The following is a 15,684-nucleotide window of genomic DNA, read 5'->3' as shown; positions in this document are numbered from 1 at the left end:
TGACTTACCCGTACCGATAGAATCCCATGCGTCAAATCGTCCTCGATACCGAAACCACCGGCATCAATCCCAAGCTGGGCAACCGCATCCTGGAGATAGGCTGCGTCGAGCTGTACAACCGCAAGCTGACCGGCAACAACCTGCACTTCTACATCAATCCGGAGCGCGACTCGGAAGAGGGCGCGCTGGCGGTGCACGGCCTGACTACCGAATTCCTGAGCGACAAGCCGCGCTTCCACGAGATCGTCGAACAGCTGCGCGAATACATCCGGGACGCCGAAGTCATCATCCACAATGCGCCTTTCGACCTGGGCTTCCTGAACCACGAATTCAAGCTGTTGCAGCTGCCGGACTTCACCGATCACATCAAGGGCGTGATCGACACCCTGGTGCACGCCAAGGAACTGCATCCGGGCAAGCGCAACTCGCTGGACGCGCTGTGCGACCGCTACGGCGTCTCCAATGCGCACCGCAAGCTGCACGGCGCGCTGCTGGACGCCGAGCTGCTGGCCGACGTCTACCTGGCCATGACGCGCGGCCAGAACAGCCTGGGCATGGACGTGGTGGAGGAAGTGGTGGCTGGCGGCGAGCTGCTGGAGCCGGTGGCCATGGCCGACATCATCTTCCAGCCGGCCGGCGCGGACGAGCTGGCGGCGCACGAAGAGGTGCTGGACGGCCTGGACAAGGCCGTCAAGGGCAGCTGCATCTGGCGCACGGCGCTGGCGCTGCCTGCGGTTTAAGCAAAGTGAGGCGGATTCAAGGATTTTTCGAATTTGCCCTTCCATTTTCCCTGGGGCGCTTGCTATAATTCGCCTCGCTTTGGGAGGTTAGCTCAGGGGTAGAGCACTGCATTCACACTGCAGGGGTCGCAAGTTCGAAACTTGCACTTCCCACCAAAGCACCCGCAACGGGAGGTTAGCTCAGGGGTAGAGCACTGCATTCACACTGCAGGGGTCGCAAGTTCGAAACTTGCACTTCCCACCAGAATTAAAAAAGCCGGTCTGTGCAAACAGACCGGCTTTTTGCATTCACGTATCGCGCAGCCGCAGGCTGCCTTACTTCACCACGCCGCACGCCATGCGGGCGCCGCCGCCGCCCAGTTTTTCTGGATGATCGCTGTGGTTGTCGCCGCCGGCGTGCACCATCAAGGCGTGGCCGGCCAGTTCCTCCGCTTTCAGGCGCGGCGCCAGCACTGGCGTCACGGCGCTGCCGTCCGCGCCCACGTACAGGGCCGGCAGGTCGCCCTTGTGGCCGCTGTCGTCATACGGCCCCTTGTGGGCGCCGGTCTTGTCCGGGTCCCAGTGGCCGCCGGCCGCCCCGGCCGGCACCGTCTTGCCGTCCGCCGTGCTGGGCTCGCAGGACGGCTTCTCGTGCAGGTGGAAGCCGTGCACGCCGGGCGGCAGGCCCTTCAGGTCGGGCGTCAGCAGGACGCCATATTTGTTCTGTTCGATCTTGATGGTGCCGGCCGTCTTCTCCACGCCGCCGGGGCCGACGATGGATATTTGCACGGTTTGCGCCTGGGCGGCGCCGGCCAGCAGCAGGCTGATGAGTAAGCTCGGTTTCACGGGGTCTCCTTTCGTGATGCGGGGCGGGGGTAAAAACTTGCCGTATTTTACACGCCGCGCCGCGCCGGGACCGTTCCGTACAGCCCGTGCCTAGCGCGGGCGCACCGGCAGCAGCGCCGGCGGCCGCATGCGCGGCGCGGCGTCGCTCTGGCGCCGCACCAGGGTGTAATCCATCACCACGTGGCGCGGGTCTTCCGGGGCGCCGTTGCGGCGCGCGCGTATCTGCTGCACCAGGTATTCCAGCGCCGCCTCGGCCATGATGGCCACCGGCTGGCGCACCGTGGTCAGCTCCGGCCAGATGGTGGTGGCCAGGGCGGTGTCGTCGAAGCCGGCCACGGTGAGGTCGCCCGGAACATCCAGCCCCAGCCGGTGGGCGATAGCCACCACGGCGGCCGCCATGTCGTCGTTGCTGGCGAAGATGGCGGTGGGACGCTGCTCCAGCGCCAGCAGCTGCTCGGCCGCGTCCAGGCCGGAGCGGTAGGAAAACATGCCCTGGGCGATCAGTTCGGGATCGGCCGGCAGGCGCTTCTCGGCAATGGCGGCCTGGAAGCCTGCCAGGCGGCGCGCGCTGGCGCTCTGGTTGGGATTGCCCGTGATGAAGCCGATGCGCTGGTGTCCGAGCGCGATCAAATGGCTGGCCATGGCGTGGGCGGCCTGGAAGTCATCGATGCTGACCCCGCTCACGCGCTTGTCGGGCTGGCCGCAGGCCACCGCCACCACGGGCAGGCCGGACTTGGCGATCAGGTCCACCAGCTTGGGCGAGTCGCACAGCGGCGGCGGCAGGATGATGCCGTCCACGCCATTGGCGATCAAGCGCTGCGCATGCTCGATGTCGTGCTGGTCGGCGGCGCACTTTTCCACCACCAGCTGGATGTTGTTGGGGCTGGCCTCGTTCAGCAGGCCCACCAGGAATTCGCTCAGGTAGCCCGCGCTGGGATTGCTGTACAAGAAGCCGACCCGGATCGGGCGCAGCCCGGCCAGGCGGCGCGCAGCCTGGTTGGGGATGTAGTTCAGCTCGGCGACGGCCGCGTCCACGCGCTGGCGGGTTTTCTCGCGCACATTGGTATCGCCGTTCATCACGCGCGACACCGTCATGGGCGACACCCCGGCGCGCCTGGCCACGTCCTGCATGGTGGGCGCGTGCGGGCGGATATCGTCGTTCTGGTCCGGTTCAGGTTTCACCTTGTTTTTATTCATCTGCCTTCTAACATCTCATAGGGTTGTGCATGTTAGCGCAAACTTTACCATACGGCCCGGGACCTTGCTCAGCCCCGGCCCGGGGCGTAGGGATAGCGCAGGGACTGGTAGTACTGCAGCGGCTGGGCCGGCGGCCGCACCCCGGGCGGCAGCGGCAGGCCCGACACCGACTGGAAATAGGCGATGCAGGCGTCGCGCCACAGGCGGGCGTTGTCCACCTGGCGCCCCAGGCGCTGGTCCACTTCCGCGTGGCGGCGCGCGTCGATCAGGGGCCGCAGCCGGCTCCAGCGCGCGCGCAGGTCGAGCGCGGCCTGCAGCCCGCTGTCGTAGCGGTGCACCAGCTCGGCCCACAGGGTGCGGCCGGACGGCATGGCGTAATCCCAGGGCAGGTGGTGGAACCACAGCAGGTAGCGCTCCGGCGTGGTGCGCGGATCGGCGTACAGGCGCGCGAGCGGCGGCGCATACTGGGCCACGGCGTTGCTGCCGCTGGCCGTGCGGTCATAGCCTATGCCGTCGCGTCCCGCGCGGTGGTAATAGACCGGATTCCAGTCCGGCCGTTCCAGGTCGTCCACCCAGGGCGCGGGGCCGTGGTGGTGGGCGCTGCCCATCAGGTGGTGCAGGCCGAGCGGCGTCATGTAGTCCACCACGGCTTCGCGCGAGAGCATCATCATGTCCGCCACCGGCTCGGTGACGCGCGCATCAGGGCTGAAGGTCTGCGCCGCCCACTCGACCGCGATGGCGCGCGGTGAAGCCTGCGGGTCCCAGGCCAGGCGCCCGTAGGCATACCAGTTGGCCTGGTCGAAGTGCGAGCCGGTCCAGTTGCGGTCGCTGCCGATATTGGCCACCCCGGCCATGCCGCCCATGCCCTGCTGCAGCACCTGCGCCACGCTCAGGCCCTGCGGCGCACGTCCCGTATCGCTGCCTAGGGTTTCCGCATACAGGGCGCCGAGGTAGGCCAGGTCGGTGGAAAAGCCCAGGTATTCCTTGGTGACCTGGAACTCCATCATCAGCGGCGTGTGCGGCATGGCGCCGAACAGCGGATGGAAGGGTTCGCGCGGCTGGAAGTCGATAGGGCCGTTCTTCACCTGTACCAGGACGTTGGCGGCGAAGCGCCCGTCCAGGGGCTGGAATTCGTCGTAGGCCTGGCGGGCGCGGTCGCCGCCCTTGCCGGCGCCGGGCGCGTACACGAAGGCGCGCCACATCACCACGCCGTGATGCGGGGCCAACGCGGCGGCCAGCATGTTGGCCCCGTCCGCGTGGCTGCGGTGATAGTCCTGCGGCCCGGGCTGGCCTTCCGAATTGGCCTTGACCAGGAAGCCGCCGAAATCGGGAATGGCGCGGTAGATCTCGTCGGCCTTGCGCCGCCACCAGGCTTGCACCTCGGGCGAGAGCGGATCGGCGCTGGCGGTTTCCTTCAATTCCAGCGGAGTGGAAAAGCGCGCCGACAGGTAGACCTTGATGCCGTAGGGCCGCAGCACATCGGCCACGGCGGCGGCCTTGGCGATATACGGCGCGGTCAGCACCTCCGGCCTGGAATTGACATTGTTGAGCACCGTGCCGTTGATGCCCAGCGAGGCATTGGCGCGCGCATAGTCGGTGTAGCGGCGGTCGACGATGTCGGGCAGGGCCCACCAGTCCCAGATCGACTGGCCGGCATAGCCGCGCTCCACGCTGCGGTCCAGGTTGTCCCAGTGGTTCAGCACGCGCAGCCGCAGGCTGGGCGCAGACGCGGTATCGATGACGTCCAGGCTGGCCCCGGTGGCCGCCGCGCGCAGCCAGGCAAAGGCGCCGTACAGCAGCCCGGCGTCGCTGTTGGCCGCCACCAGGGTGACCTGGTGCTTGCCGATGCGGGTGCGGCGCAGCAGATAGCCTTCCGGGCCCAGCGCGGCCAGCTTATTGGCCAGCTCGTCGGCCGGCGACGCCAGTGCCGGCAGCCCGGGCAGGGCCGCCAGGCCGCGTGTACTCGCCAGCACCAGCGCGCCGTCGGTTATACGTTCAGCCAGCGCCGGGGTGCGCCCGGCCATGCCGGTAATGCCGCGAACCAGTTCATCGATGGCCGCGCGGGTGGTAGGCGAGGACGGGCCGGCCAGCACGATGGAGCGGGCCTGGGCTTGCAGCTGCTGCCGGGCGGCGCCCTGCAGCGGGCGGTAGCGCAGCCACAGCTCATAGCCGTCCTCTTCAAAGGCCGCGGACACGGCGGAACACCACAGCAGCAGCGCCGCCAGCGCCGCATGGATCAAGATGCGCATGGGAGTCTCCTGTTCAGCGCAGCGGGCTTTCCGGCGGCCCCAGGTAGCTGGGCTTCAGGCCGCCGGCATCGATGAGCAGCTTGTGCAGCACCAGTCCCGGATCGACCAGCCAGAACCTGACCGTGTGGGGCCCCGGCTGGGCGATGGTGTGGCGGGTCTTGAAGGTGATGGCGCCGTCGGCCACGCTGCGCTCCCAGAACGCCTGCGAGCCGTCCGCATGCACATTGACCACCTGCGGGGTCTCGCCGTCGATCGACACGGCATAGCGCAGGCCGGCGCCGGGCTGGAATTTCTGGGTGGGCGCCAGGGTCGCGTGCAGGGTGACGGCGCCCGCCTTGAACAGGTGGATATCGTATTCCAGCCGCATGCCGGGCTGGCGTATGGCTGGCGCATCGACTGGCAGGCTGGTGACGCCGGACAGCGTGCGGCCGTGGCCGGGGATGGTCAGCCAGCTGCGCTGCGGCGCCGCCACCGCGCGCGTATAGTGTTCCGCCTCGATGGACACCACGCCGCCGCTCTCGATGCGGCCGCGCACGGCCGCGTGGCCGGCCGGTTTGTGCAGCGGCACGCGCACCGTGGCCCTGGCCTGGTCCGGGCCAGTGATGGTCAGGGTGGCAATGGTGGCGCCTTCCGGCACCTGGTCCCAGCGCGCACCTACTACGATGCGCTGCTGGTCGGCCACCGTGCCGGACGGCCGGTCCAGCGTGATCCACGGCTCGCTGGCGCTGACCGTGTACGCAAAGCTGGCGGTTCCCCGGTTGAAGATGTCCAGCGTGCGCGGCGCCTGGCTGAACACGTCCAGCGCCGGCAGGGTGAGCGCGCCGCCGTCGAACCGGGTCCAGGCCTGGTCGCCGCCTTCCACCGCGATCCCCATCTCGGCCCCGGCCGCCGGCTGGATCTCGGACACGGCCGGCATCACATTGCGCGGCGGCTGGTTCCAGTAGGTGTAGCCCAGGTGGGTTTGCGACATCATGTGATTCCACTTGCCGCCGCTGATGTCCTGGTGGTAGCGGCGGACCAGTTCCGCGTCCAGCGCGAACAGCTGGCGGGCGCGCGCGGCCAGCTGGTTGGCGGCCACGCGGCCCTGCTTCGCGTACAGGCGGTTCAGGCCGGCCGTCACGTACAGTTCATTGACCACGGCGCCGGCCTTGGCCGGGTACAGCACCAGCTGATAAAAGGCGTCGCGCCGCTCGGGCGGCAGCGCGGCCGAGATCTGTTCGGCGCGCGCGGCAATGGCGTTGTAGTCGGCCACGATGCGCTCGGCTTCGTGGTAGTCGGTCAGGCTGTAGGTGTTAGGCTCCAGCATTTCCGGCTTGCGGCGGCCGTTGTACTGGGCGTAGCTGGCGACGATGGCGGCGATGTCGTCCGCATGCTGCGGCCCGAATTCGCGCGCGGCCCACAGCCGCAGGTAGTCCGGCAGGCGTTCGGCCGGCCAGGCCGCCGGGTTCCAGGCATAGGTGAGGAAGAACTCCATCGGCACTTCCATGGGCTTGAGGTCGCCCACGTTGACGATCCACAGCCGGCTGGCCTGGTACTGCCAGGCCAGGTGCATCTGTTCCCACACCTTGGGCAGGGGCGTGACATTGATCCATTTGTAGGAGCGCGGCCCGCCCACGTAATCGAAATGGTAGTAGACGCCGGCCCCGCCGGTGCGCTGGCGCTCGGCGGCCGTGGGCAGGCGGCGGATGTTGCCCCAGTTGTCGTCGCACCACAGCAGGGTGACGTCGTCCGGCACCCGCATGCCGCGCTCGTAGTACTCCTGGACTTCCTTGTACAGCGCCCACACCTGCGGCACCTCGGCGGCCGGCTTGCCGGTCTGCTGGGCGATGATGGTGCGCTGGTCGGCCACGATCTGTTCCAGCAGCGCCACGTTGGCCTGCTCCGACATGGGCTCGTCGCCGTCGCCGCGCATGCCGATGGTGATCAGCTTTTCCACATCGCGCGTGTTTTGCAGGCCGCCGGTCCAGAACTTGCGCAGCACCTCGGCATTGCGGTGGTAGTCCCACGGGCCGCTGCCGTAGCGCTTCCATTCCTGCTGCGGTCGCATCATGGGCTCGTGGTGCGAGGTGCCCATCACGATGCCGTATTCCTCGGCGCGCTGGCCGTTTTCCGGATCGTCGTCGAAGAAGGCGGAATTCCACATGGCCGGCCAAAGGTAGTTGCCGCGCAGGCGCAGGATCAGCTCGAAGACCTTTTCGTAGAACGCGTGGTTGTACTTGCCGTAGTGCTGCTGCACCCAGCCGGTCAGCGCAGGCGCCTCGTCGTTGAGGAAGATGCCGCGATAGCGCACCACCGGGGCGTCGGCCACGGCGCCCGGGGCGGCGATGTGGATGCGCGGGTGGCGCGCGGGCGGCACGTCGGCCCACCAGGTCCAGGGCGAGACGCCGATCTGCTCGGAGATTTCATAGATGCCGTAGATGGCGCCGCGCTTGTCGCTGCCGGCGATCACCAGCGCATGATCGACCCCGGGCAGGGGATGGTCCAGGGTCTGGATGTGAAAGCCCTCCCACTTGCCACGGGTGGCGGACAGGTCCAGCTTGCCGCTGGCGGCCAGGCTGTCGATCAGCGCGCTCTTGCCTATGGTGCCGATGATGACCACCTGGGCGCCTTGCGGCTGGCCGGAGCGCCGCAGGTCGGGGCGCACGCCGCTGACCCGTTCCACGTCGGCCTGCAGGTCGGCGGCCGCGCGCAGCACGCCGGGATGGTCGGCCCCGTCCACGTAAATGGGCGCGGCCTGGCCATCCTGCGCCAGGGAGACGGCCATGGGCGGCGCTTGTTCGAAGGAGGCGATGGGTTTCTGGCCCAGTGCATAAGCGGGCAGGGCGGGCAGGGCCGCCAGCAGCGCCAGTGCGGCGAGGAGTTGTCTCATAGGATGTAGTTATAGTGTGTAGGTCGCTGCCGCATGGCAGTCCATGCCGCAGTCCATGCGCTGTCAGCGCGCCCCGCAATTGCGGCGCAACGGCTCCAGCGGCACGGCTTCGGCTATCGCCCGATAGCCGGCCAGCGAGGGATGCAGCCCGTCGCCGGAGTCCAGTTCCTTCTTCAGGCGATCGGGGCGCTCCGGATCGCGCAGGGCGGCGTCGAAGTCGGCCACCGCGTCGAACACGCCGGAATGGCGTATCCAGTCGTTCAGTTCGCGCCGGTCGGCCTCGTTTTCCGGGCCCGGGTGGTAGTAGTCGCTGCCGCCGTAGGGCGTCACGGTGGCGCCGATCAGGCACACGCCGTGCGCGTGGGCGCGCTCGGCCAGCTGGCGGTGCGCCAGCTTGAGGTCGGCCAGCAGCCTGGCGCGGTCGGCCGGCAGGTCGGGCGTGTTGCGGTGCTGGCCGCCCATGTCGTTCACGCCGATCAGCACCAGCGCGTGCGTGACGCCGGCGCGCGAGACCACGTCGCGGTCGAAGCGCGACACCAGGTTGGGGCCGAGGCCGTCGCGCAGCATGCGCCCGCCGCCTATGCCGGCGTTGACCACGCCCAGCGCCAGGCCCTGCTTGCGCAGGCGTTCGGCAAAGACGTCAGTCCAGCGGTTGTTGCCGTCCACGGTGACGCCATAGCCGTCCGTGATGGAGTCGCCGATGGCCACCACGGCGCCGGCCGTGGCGCTCGCCCGCACTTCCACGTCGCTGAGCGCATACCAGCGGGTCACCTTGCCCGGTTCGTCCCAGCTAGGCTCCGCCACGCGGTTGCCCTTGGCCAGGAAGGTGTGGGTGCGCGCGCCCGTGTGGGCTGTCTGGCGCGCCGGCTCGGCCGTGAAATACAGCGACACTGCCAGGTCGGCTCCCGCCGCCACCGGCAGCGCCACCTCGTCGCTGTAATATTCGGCGCCGGCCGGTACCATCACGCTGGTGCTGCCGTTGAAGGTGAGGGGGCGGATGGTGTCCGGTTGCAGGTCGGGCTTGCCCGGCGCCTGGGCCAGCGCCACGCTGGCCGCGCCTACCAGCAGCGGCCCGCTGCCGAAGGCGTTGCTGATCCTGACCCGCAGGCGGCTGCCGCCCAGGGAAAGGCGCACCACCTGGCGCAAGCTGGCGTCGCGCCACTGCTCGGGCGCCAGCGCGTTGGCCGGTTCCGGCACCTGCTGCGCCGACCCCCAGGACGCCACCCAGCGCTGCGGCTCGGGGGCGCCGCCGCTTGCGGCTTGGGCCGTTCCCCATCCCAGCGCCGCTGCCGATACCAGGGCCAGCAGGCGATGAACGAGGCCATATTTAGCGTGTTGACTTGCTTGCATAATTCCTTCACACTGATGAAATGTTAGCGCTATTCATTTTAGGATAATTAAATGGTACGTGCAACAAACTCAACTTTATAAATCAACTCCAAAACAAAAACGGCTGCTGACCAGAAAGAGGATGACGCTCATGAGCAAATTGACTGATATACCGCTGGCGACCTGCCTGCCCGCCGACCTGCCCCAGGCCCTGCTGGTGGGCCGCGTGTGGCGCGGCGGCGAGATCGACGGCCCCAGCGTGGTGGTGGTGCGCAACGGCGAGGTGGTCGACATCACGCGCCATGCGCCCACCGTGTCCGATTTGCTGGAGCGCGAGGACGCCGCCGCCTGGGCCCGCGCCGCCCAGGGCGAGCCCCTGGGCCGGGTCGAGGCCCTGCTGGAAACCGCGCTGCGCAATGACCCCGGCGCCGCCACCGCCGACACCCCGCGCCTGCTGGCGCCCAACGACCTGCAAGCCATCAAGGCCTGCGGCGTGACTTTTGCCGTCAGCCTGCTGGAGCGGGTGATCGAGGAGCAGGCCGGCGGCGACGCCAGCCGCGCCGAGGAACTGCGACTGGCCCTGCTCAAGGACATAGGCGCCGACCTGTCTGCCATCAAGCCCGGTTCGCCGGAAGCGGAGCAGCTCAAGCAGCAGTTCATCGCGCGCGGCGCCTGGTCGCAATACATGGAAGTGGGCATAGGCCCGTACGCCGAGGTATTCTCGAAGTCGCAGCCCATGTCGGCGGTGGGCTTTGGCGCCGACGTCGGCCTGCACCCTATCTCCAACTGGAACAATCCCGAACCGGAAATCGTGCTGGCCGTGAACAGCCGCGCCCAGGTGCAGGGCGCCACCCTGGGCAACGACGTCAACCTGCGCGACGTCGAGGGCCGCAGCGCCCTCCTGCTGGGCAAGGCCAAGGACAACAACGCTTCCTGCGGCATCGGCCCCTTCATCCGCCTGTTCGACCAGCATTTCACCATCGACACCGTGCGCGGCGCCGAGCTGCGCATGCTGATCGAAGGCGCCGAGGATGGCTTCACGCTCGATGGCGAAAGCCGCATGCGCGAGATCAGCCGCGATCCGCTCGACCTGGTGCAGCAGACCTGCGGCCCGCACCACCAGTACCCGGACGGCTTCATGCTATTCCTCGGCACCATGTTCTCGCCGATCAAGGACCGTGGCGCGGCCGGCGCCGGCTTCACCCACAAGCTGGGCGACCGCGTCACCATCGCCACCCCGTCGCTGGGCGCACTGGTCAACCACGTGCAGCGCAGCGACCAGATCGCGCCCTGGACCTTTGGCGTGCGCGCGCTGTACCGCAACCTGGCGCGCCGCGGCCTGCTCACCTGAGCCCAACCACAACGAATACGTATCAACTGGAGGTAACAAGATGGTCCAAGCAACAGCCGGCACGAGAGCACCGATGGTGTACGCCACCTATCCCAGCCTGGCCAACAAGCGGGTGCTCATCACCGGCGGCGGCACCGGCATAGGCGCGGCGCTGGTCGACGCCTTTGCCAAACAGGGCGCGCAAGTGTTTTTCATCGATATCGCGGCCGAGGCCTCGCGCGAGCTGGCGGCCAGCCTGGCCGGGTCCAGCTACCCGCCCGTGTTTTTCGAATGCGACCTGACCGACCTGAAGGCGCTGAGCCAGGTGTTCGCGCAAATCGAGGGCGAGCACGGCGCGGTGGAAGTCCTGATCAACAACGCCGCCAACGACCATCGCCATGAAATCCAGGGCGTGACGCCGGAATACTGGGACAACAGCCTGGCGGTCAACCTGCGCCACCAGTTCTTTTGTGCGCAGGCCGTGGCGCCCGGCATGAAGGCGGCAGGCGGCGGCGTGATCCTCAATTTCGGCTCCATCTCCTGGCACCTGGCGCTGGGCAGCCTGAGCCTGTACATGACCGCCAAGGCCGCCATCGAAGGCCTGACGCGGGGCCTGGCGCGCGACCTGGGCGGCGACGGCATCCGCGTCAACTGCATCATCCCCGGTTCCGTGCGCACCCCGCGCCAGATGGCGCTGTGGCATACGCCGCAGGGCGAGCAGGACATCCTGGCCGCGCAATGCCTGCACCAGCGCGTGGAGCCCGAGGACATCGCCGCCATGGCGCTGTTCCTGGCTTCCGACAACGCCGGCCGCTGCTCGGGCCGCGATTACTTCGTCGACGCCGGATGGTATGGCGCATGAACGCCAGCCCTGAGTGCATCTGGGCGCTGGGCGCCACCCTGGGCGAAGGCCCGGTGTGGCATGCCGGCGAACAGGCGCTGTACTTGGTCGACATCAAGGGCCGACAGCTGCACCGCTGCGGCGCCGACGGCGGCCAGCGCCACAGCTGGGCGCTGCCGGACGAAACCGGCTTCGCGCTGCCCATGCGCGACGGCGGCCTGGTATGCGGGCTGCCGGGACGCTTGCTGCGCCTAGCGCCCGGCAGCGGCGACACCGAACCGCTGCTGATGCTGGAGCAGGACCTGCCCGGCAACCGCCTTAACGACGGCTATGTGGACCGCCACGGCAGCCTATGGTTCGGCAGCATGGACAACGCCGAGCAGCAGCCCAGCGGCGCCCTGTACTGCTGGGACGGCGGCGTCCCGCAGCGCCAGGACCGGGGCTATGTGATCACCAACGGCCCCTGCGCCAGCCCGGACGGCCGCACCTTCTACCATACGGACACGCTGGAAAAAACCATCTATGCCTACGACGTCGATGCGGATGGCAGGCTCTCGGGCAAGCGGGTGCTGATACGCATAGACGGCAGCGGCTACCCGGACGGCACTACCGTGGATGCGCAAGGATCGCTGTGGGTGGCGCTGTTCGGCGGCGCCCGCATCGAGCGCTACGACGCCGGCGGCGTGCTGCGCGACACCATCCCCATGCCGTGCTCGAATATCACCAAGGTGGCCTTCGGCGGCGCCGACCTGCGCACCGTGTACGCCACCACCGCCCGCAAGGGACTGGACGCCGCCGCGCTGGCGCGCGAGCCCCTGGCCGGCGGGGTGTTCCGCTTCCGGGCCGAGGCGCCCGGCCTGCCGCAGCATCACTATTCACCATCAGGATACGCAACATGAGTGACCACACAGGCGCCGCGCGCCGCTACCGTTCCCAGGACTGGTTCGACAACCCGGACCACATCGACATGACCGCGCTCTACCTGGAGCGCTTCATGAACTACGGGATCACGCCGGAGGAACTGCGCTCCGGCAAACCCATCATCGGCATCGCCCAGTCGGGCAGCGACATCAGCCCGTGCAACCGCATCCACCTGGAACTGGCCAAGCGCGTGCGCGACGGCATCCGCGACGCCGGCGGCATTGCCATGGAATTCCCGCTGCACCCCATCTTCGAGAATTGCCGCCGCCCGACCGCCGCCATCGACCGCAACCTGGCCTATATGGGCCTGGTCGAGATCCTGCACGGCTATCCCATCGACGCCGTGGTGCTGACCACCGGCTGCGACAAGACCACGCCCTCGCAGCTGATGGCTGCCGCCACGGTGGACATCCCGGCCATCGTGCTGTCCGGCGGCCCCATGCTGGACGGCTGGCTGGACGGCGAACTGGTGGGTTCGGGCGCCGCCATCTGGAAGGGCCGCAAGCTGCTGGCGGCCGGCCAGATCGACGAAGAGAAATTCCTGGCCATGGCGGCCGCGTCGGCGCCGTCGGCCGGCCACTGCAACACCATGGGCACGGCCTCCACCATGAACGCCATTGCCGAAGCGCTGGGCATGTCGCTGACCGGCTGCTCGGCCATCCCCGCGCCCTACCGCGAACGGGGGCAGATGGCTTATGAAACGGGGCGGCGCATCGTGGAACTGGCGCGCCAGGACCTGCGGCCCTCGGCCATCCTGACGCGCGAGGCATTCCTGGACGCCATCGTGGTCAATGCGGCCATCGGCGGCTCCACCAACGCCCAGCAGCACATCATGGCCATGGCGCGCCACGCCGGGGTGGAGCTGAAGTCCAGCGACTGGATGGAATACGGCCACAAGGTGCCACTGCTGCTGAACATGCAGCCGTCCGGCAAGTTCCTGGGCGAGCGTTTCCACCGCGCCGGCGGCGTGCCGTCCGTCATGTGGGAACTGGAGCAGGCCGGCCGCCTGCGTTCGGACCGCATCACCGTGACCGGGCGCAGCATGCGCGAGAACCTGCAACACCGCGAGACCACAGACCGCGAAGTGATCTACCCGTACGCGGCGCCGCTCAAGGAAGATGCCGGTTTCTTCGTCTTGAAGGGCAATCTGTTCGACTTTGCCATCATGAAGACCAGCGTGATCTCGGACGCCTTCCGGGCCCGCTACCTGAGCCGCCCGGGCCAGGAAAACGTGTTCGAATGCCGCGCCGTGGTGTTCGACGGCTCGGGCGACTACCATGCCCGCATCAATGATCCCGCCCTGAACATCGACGAGGATAGCATGCTGGTGATACGCGGCGCCGGTCCGGTCGGCTGGCCAGGCTCGGCCGAGGTGGTCAACATGCAGCCGCCGGACGCCCTGATCAAGCGCGGCGTCCAGAACCTGCCCACCCTGGGCGACGGCCGCCAGTCCGGCACCTCGGACAGCCCGTCCATCCTGAACGCCTCGCCGGAAAGCGCGGTGGGCGGCGGCCTGGCCTATGTGCGCACCGGCGACATCATCCGCGTCGACCTGAATGCGGGTACCTGCGACATGCTGGTCAGCGACGAGGTGCTGGCGGCCCGCAAGGCGGAAGGCATCCCGCCGGTGCCACCCAGCCAGACCCCGTGGCAGGAGCTGTACCGCGCAACGGTGGGGCAGATGGAGTCCGGCGCCTGCATGGAGTTGGCCCTCAAGTACCGGGGCGTGGCAGACCAGCTGCCACGCCACAACCACTAAACGATAATAAAACAAGACACAAGGAGACAGCAGCATGGAGCAGGTGCAAGCCTGGGGCGGTGCACGCCCCTGTTGCCGGAAGTGAGGCCGCCATGGCCGATTATCTTCTGGAGATGCGCAACATCGTCAAGGAGTTCGGCGGTGTGCGCGCACTGAACGGCATCGACATCCGGATACGCCAGGGCGAATGCGTGGGCCTGTGCGGCGAGAACGGGGCCGGCAAGTCCACGCTCATGAAAGTGCTGTCGGCGGTCTACCCGCACGGCAGCTGGGACGGCGAGATCGTGTGGGACGGCCAGCCGCTGCGGGCCCAGTCCATCCGCGAGACCGAGGCGGCCGGCATCGTCATCATCCACCAGGAACTGATGCTGGTGCCGGAACTGTCGGTGACCGAGAACCTTTTCCTCGGCAACGAGATCACGCTGCCCGGCGGGCGCATGGACTATGGCGCCATGCACCGCCGCGCGGCCGAATTGCTGGCGGAACTGAACATCCGCGACGTCAACGTGGCGCTGCCCGTCAAGCAGTACGGCGGCGGCCACCAGCAGCTGATCGAGATCGCCAAGGCCCTGAACAAGAATGCGCGCCTGCTGATCCTGGACGAACCCTCGTCCTCGCTGACGGCGGCCGAGATCAAGGTGCTGCTGGCCATCATCCACCAGCTCAAGGCCAAGGGCGTGACCTGCGTCTACATCTCGCACAAGCTGGACGAGGTGGCCGATATCTGCGACACCATCTGCGTGATACGCGACGGCCGCCACATCGCCACCACGCCCATGGCGCAGATGGACATAGACCGCATCATCGCCCAGATGGTGGGGCGCGAGATGAACCAGCTGTACCCGCCGCGCAGCCACCAGCCGGGCGAGGTGGTGTTCGAGGCCCGTAACGTGACCTGCTTTGACGCCGACAACCCGCAGCGCAAGCGCGTGGACGATATCTCGTTCTCGCTGCGGCGCGGCGAAATCCTCGGCATCGCCGGGCTGGTGGGGGCGGGGCGCACCGAGCTGGTGTCGGCCATCTTCGGCTCCTATCCGGGGCGCCACAGCGGCGAGGTGTGGCTGGAAGGGCGCAAGCTCGATACCGGCACCCCGCTCAAGGCCATACGCGCCGGGCTGGCCATGGTGCCGGAGGACCGCAAGCAGCACGGCATCGTGCCCGACCTCGGCGTGGGCCACAACATGACGCTGTCGGTGCTGGGCAGCTTTGCGCGCCACACCCGGATCGACCAGCAGGCCGAGCTGGTGGCCATCCGCAAGGAAATCGCCAGCGTCAGGCTCAAGACGTCCAGCCCCTTCCTGCCGATTACCGGTCTGTCCGGCGGCAACCAGCAGAAGGCCGTGCTGTCCAAGATGCTGCTGACGCGCCCGAAAATCCTCATCCTGGACGAGCCCACGCGCGGCGTGGACGTGGGCGCCAAGTACGAGATCTACCAGCTGATACTGGACCTGGCCAGGGAAGGGATGTCCATCATCATGGTGTCGTCCGAGATGGCCGAGGTGCTGGGCATGTCGGACCGCGTGCTGGTGATAGGCGAGGGTAGGCTGCGCGGCGATTTCATCAACGACAATCTGAGCCAGGAAACCGTGCTGGCGGCGGCGCTGGAGCAGGCGCACTAACATAG

11 protein-coding genes and 2 tRNA genes are annotated in these 15,684 nt (G+C 68.0%); 8 read left to right on the top strand and 5 right to left on the bottom strand.

What is annotated here, in order from left to right; all coding sequences use genetic code 11:
- Positions 1–26: 26 nt before the first annotated feature.
- The 3 genes from dnaQ (at position 27) to ACLB1G_RS01850 (ending at position 984) form a co-directional block, all read left to right on the top strand.
- Entirely contained in the window at positions 27–740 is a 714-nt protein-coding gene (gene dnaQ, locus ACLB1G_RS01860) for a DNA polymerase III subunit epsilon (protein WP_491625473.1), read from the top strand.
- Positions 741–821: 81 nt separating this feature from the next.
- Positions 822–896: transfer RNA gene (locus ACLB1G_RS01855), tRNA-Val, on the top strand.
- A gap of 13 nt (positions 897–909) precedes the next feature.
- A tRNA-Val gene (locus ACLB1G_RS01850) sits at positions 910–984 on the top strand.
- A gap of 71 nt (positions 985–1,055) precedes the next feature.
- Here the strand turns inward: ACLB1G_RS01850 and sodC are convergent.
- The 5 genes from sodC to ACLB1G_RS01825 all read right to left on the bottom strand — a co-directional run bounded on the left by sodC (position 1,056) and on the right by ACLB1G_RS01825 (position 9,230).
- Positions 1,056–1,565 (bottom strand): superoxide dismutase [Cu-Zn] SodC, encoded by a 510-nt coding sequence (gene sodC / locus ACLB1G_RS01845; RefSeq protein ID WP_491625472.1) that lies wholly within the window; start codon positions 1,563–1,565, stop codon positions 1,056–1,058.
- 90 nt (positions 1,566–1,655) lie between these two features.
- A complete protein-coding gene (locus ACLB1G_RS01840; RefSeq protein ID WP_491625471.1) occupies positions 1,656–2,762 on the bottom strand; it encodes a LacI family DNA-binding transcriptional regulator in 1,107 nt (368 codons plus the stop codon).
- A gap of 68 nt (positions 2,763–2,830) precedes the next feature.
- Positions 2,831–5,011: an alpha-glucuronidase family glycosyl hydrolase gene (locus tag ACLB1G_RS01835; protein WP_491625470.1), complete on the bottom strand. Its 2,181-nt coding sequence runs from the start codon at positions 5,009–5,011 to the stop codon at positions 2,831–2,833.
- A gap of 13 nt (positions 5,012–5,024) precedes the next feature.
- Entirely contained in the window at positions 5,025–7,880 is a 2,856-nt protein-coding gene (locus tag ACLB1G_RS01830) for a glycosyl hydrolase 115 family protein (RefSeq protein WP_491625469.1), read from the bottom strand.
- Between the two features lie 63 nt (positions 7,881–7,943).
- Positions 7,944–9,230, bottom strand: coding sequence for an SGNH/GDSL hydrolase family protein (locus ACLB1G_RS01825; RefSeq protein WP_491625468.1), 1,287 nt, complete (start codon positions 9,228–9,230; stop codon positions 7,944–7,946).
- A gap of 130 nt (positions 9,231–9,360) precedes the next feature.
- Between ACLB1G_RS01825 and ACLB1G_RS01820 the strand changes: the two genes are divergently transcribed.
- The 5 genes from ACLB1G_RS01820 to xylG all read left to right on the top strand — a co-directional run bounded on the left by ACLB1G_RS01820 (position 9,361) and on the right by xylG (position 15,679).
- On the top strand, positions 9,361–10,560 hold the full coding sequence (locus tag ACLB1G_RS01820; RefSeq protein ID WP_491625467.1) for a fumarylacetoacetate hydrolase: 1,200 nt from the start codon (positions 9,361–9,363) through the stop codon (positions 10,558–10,560).
- A 73-nt stretch (positions 10,561–10,633) separates the two neighbouring features.
- Complete coding sequence (gene xylB / locus ACLB1G_RS01815) at positions 10,634–11,401, top strand: D-xylose 1-dehydrogenase (protein WP_491625661.1); 768 nt, start codon at positions 10,634–10,636, stop codon at positions 11,399–11,401.
- Complete coding sequence (locus ACLB1G_RS01810) at positions 11,398–12,279, top strand: SMP-30/gluconolactonase/LRE family protein (RefSeq protein WP_491625466.1); 882 nt, start codon at positions 11,398–11,400, stop codon at positions 12,277–12,279. Before xylB ends, ACLB1G_RS01810 begins: the two co-directional genes overlap by 4 nt.
- Complete coding sequence (locus ACLB1G_RS01805) at positions 12,276–14,060, top strand: IlvD/Edd family dehydratase (protein ID WP_491625465.1); 1,785 nt, start codon at positions 12,276–12,278, stop codon at positions 14,058–14,060. Before ACLB1G_RS01810 ends, ACLB1G_RS01805 begins: the two co-directional genes overlap by 4 nt.
- A 92-nt stretch (positions 14,061–14,152) precedes the next feature.
- Positions 14,153–15,679: a D-xylose ABC transporter ATP-binding protein gene (gene xylG / locus ACLB1G_RS01800; RefSeq protein ID WP_491625464.1), complete on the top strand. Its 1,527-nt coding sequence runs from the start codon at positions 14,153–14,155 to the stop codon at positions 15,677–15,679.
- Positions 15,680–15,684 lie beyond the last annotated feature (5 nt).

It is taken from the genome of Duganella kummerowiae, assembly GCF_053572355.1.
The sequence above is the reverse complement of the archived record's forward strand: the minus strand, read 5'-3'. Positions and strand labels throughout refer to the sequence as shown.

What these genes read in the sequence shown, in the direction of transcription:
- ACLB1G_RS01805 (WP_491625465.1), top strand. Translation starts at nt 12,276, where the DNA reads ATGAGTGACCACACAGGCGCCGCGCGCCGCTACCGTTCCCAGGACTGG.
- dnaQ (WP_491625473.1), top strand. Translation starts at nt 27, where the DNA reads ATGCGTCAAATCGTCCTCGATACCGAAACCACCGGCATCAATCCCAAG.
- ACLB1G_RS01820 (WP_491625467.1), top strand. Translation starts at nt 9,361, where the DNA reads ATGAGCAAATTGACTGATATACCGCTGGCGACCTGCCTGCCCGCCGAC.
- xylG (WP_491625464.1), top strand. Translation starts at nt 14,153, where the DNA reads ATGGCCGATTATCTTCTGGAGATGCGCAACATCGTCAAGGAGTTCGGC.
- ACLB1G_RS01835 (WP_491625470.1), bottom strand. Translation starts at nt 5,011, where the DNA reads ATGCGCATCTTGATCCATGCGGCGCTGGCGGCGCTGCTGCTGTGGTGT.
- ACLB1G_RS01825 (WP_491625468.1), bottom strand. Translation starts at nt 9,230, where the DNA reads ATGCAAGCAAGTCAACACGCTAAATATGGCCTCGTTCATCGCCTGCTG.
- ACLB1G_RS01830 (WP_491625469.1), bottom strand. Translation starts at nt 7,880, where the DNA reads ATGAGACAACTCCTCGCCGCACTGGCGCTGCTGGCGGCCCTGCCCGCC.
- ACLB1G_RS01810 (WP_491625466.1), top strand. Translation starts at nt 11,398, where the DNA reads ATGAACGCCAGCCCTGAGTGCATCTGGGCGCTGGGCGCCACCCTGGGC.
- xylB (WP_491625661.1), top strand. Translation starts at nt 10,634, where the DNA reads ATGGTGTACGCCACCTATCCCAGCCTGGCCAACAAGCGGGTGCTCATC.
- ACLB1G_RS01840 (WP_491625471.1), bottom strand. Translation starts at nt 2,762, where the DNA reads ATGAATAAAAACAAGGTGAAACCTGAACCGGACCAGAACGACGATATC.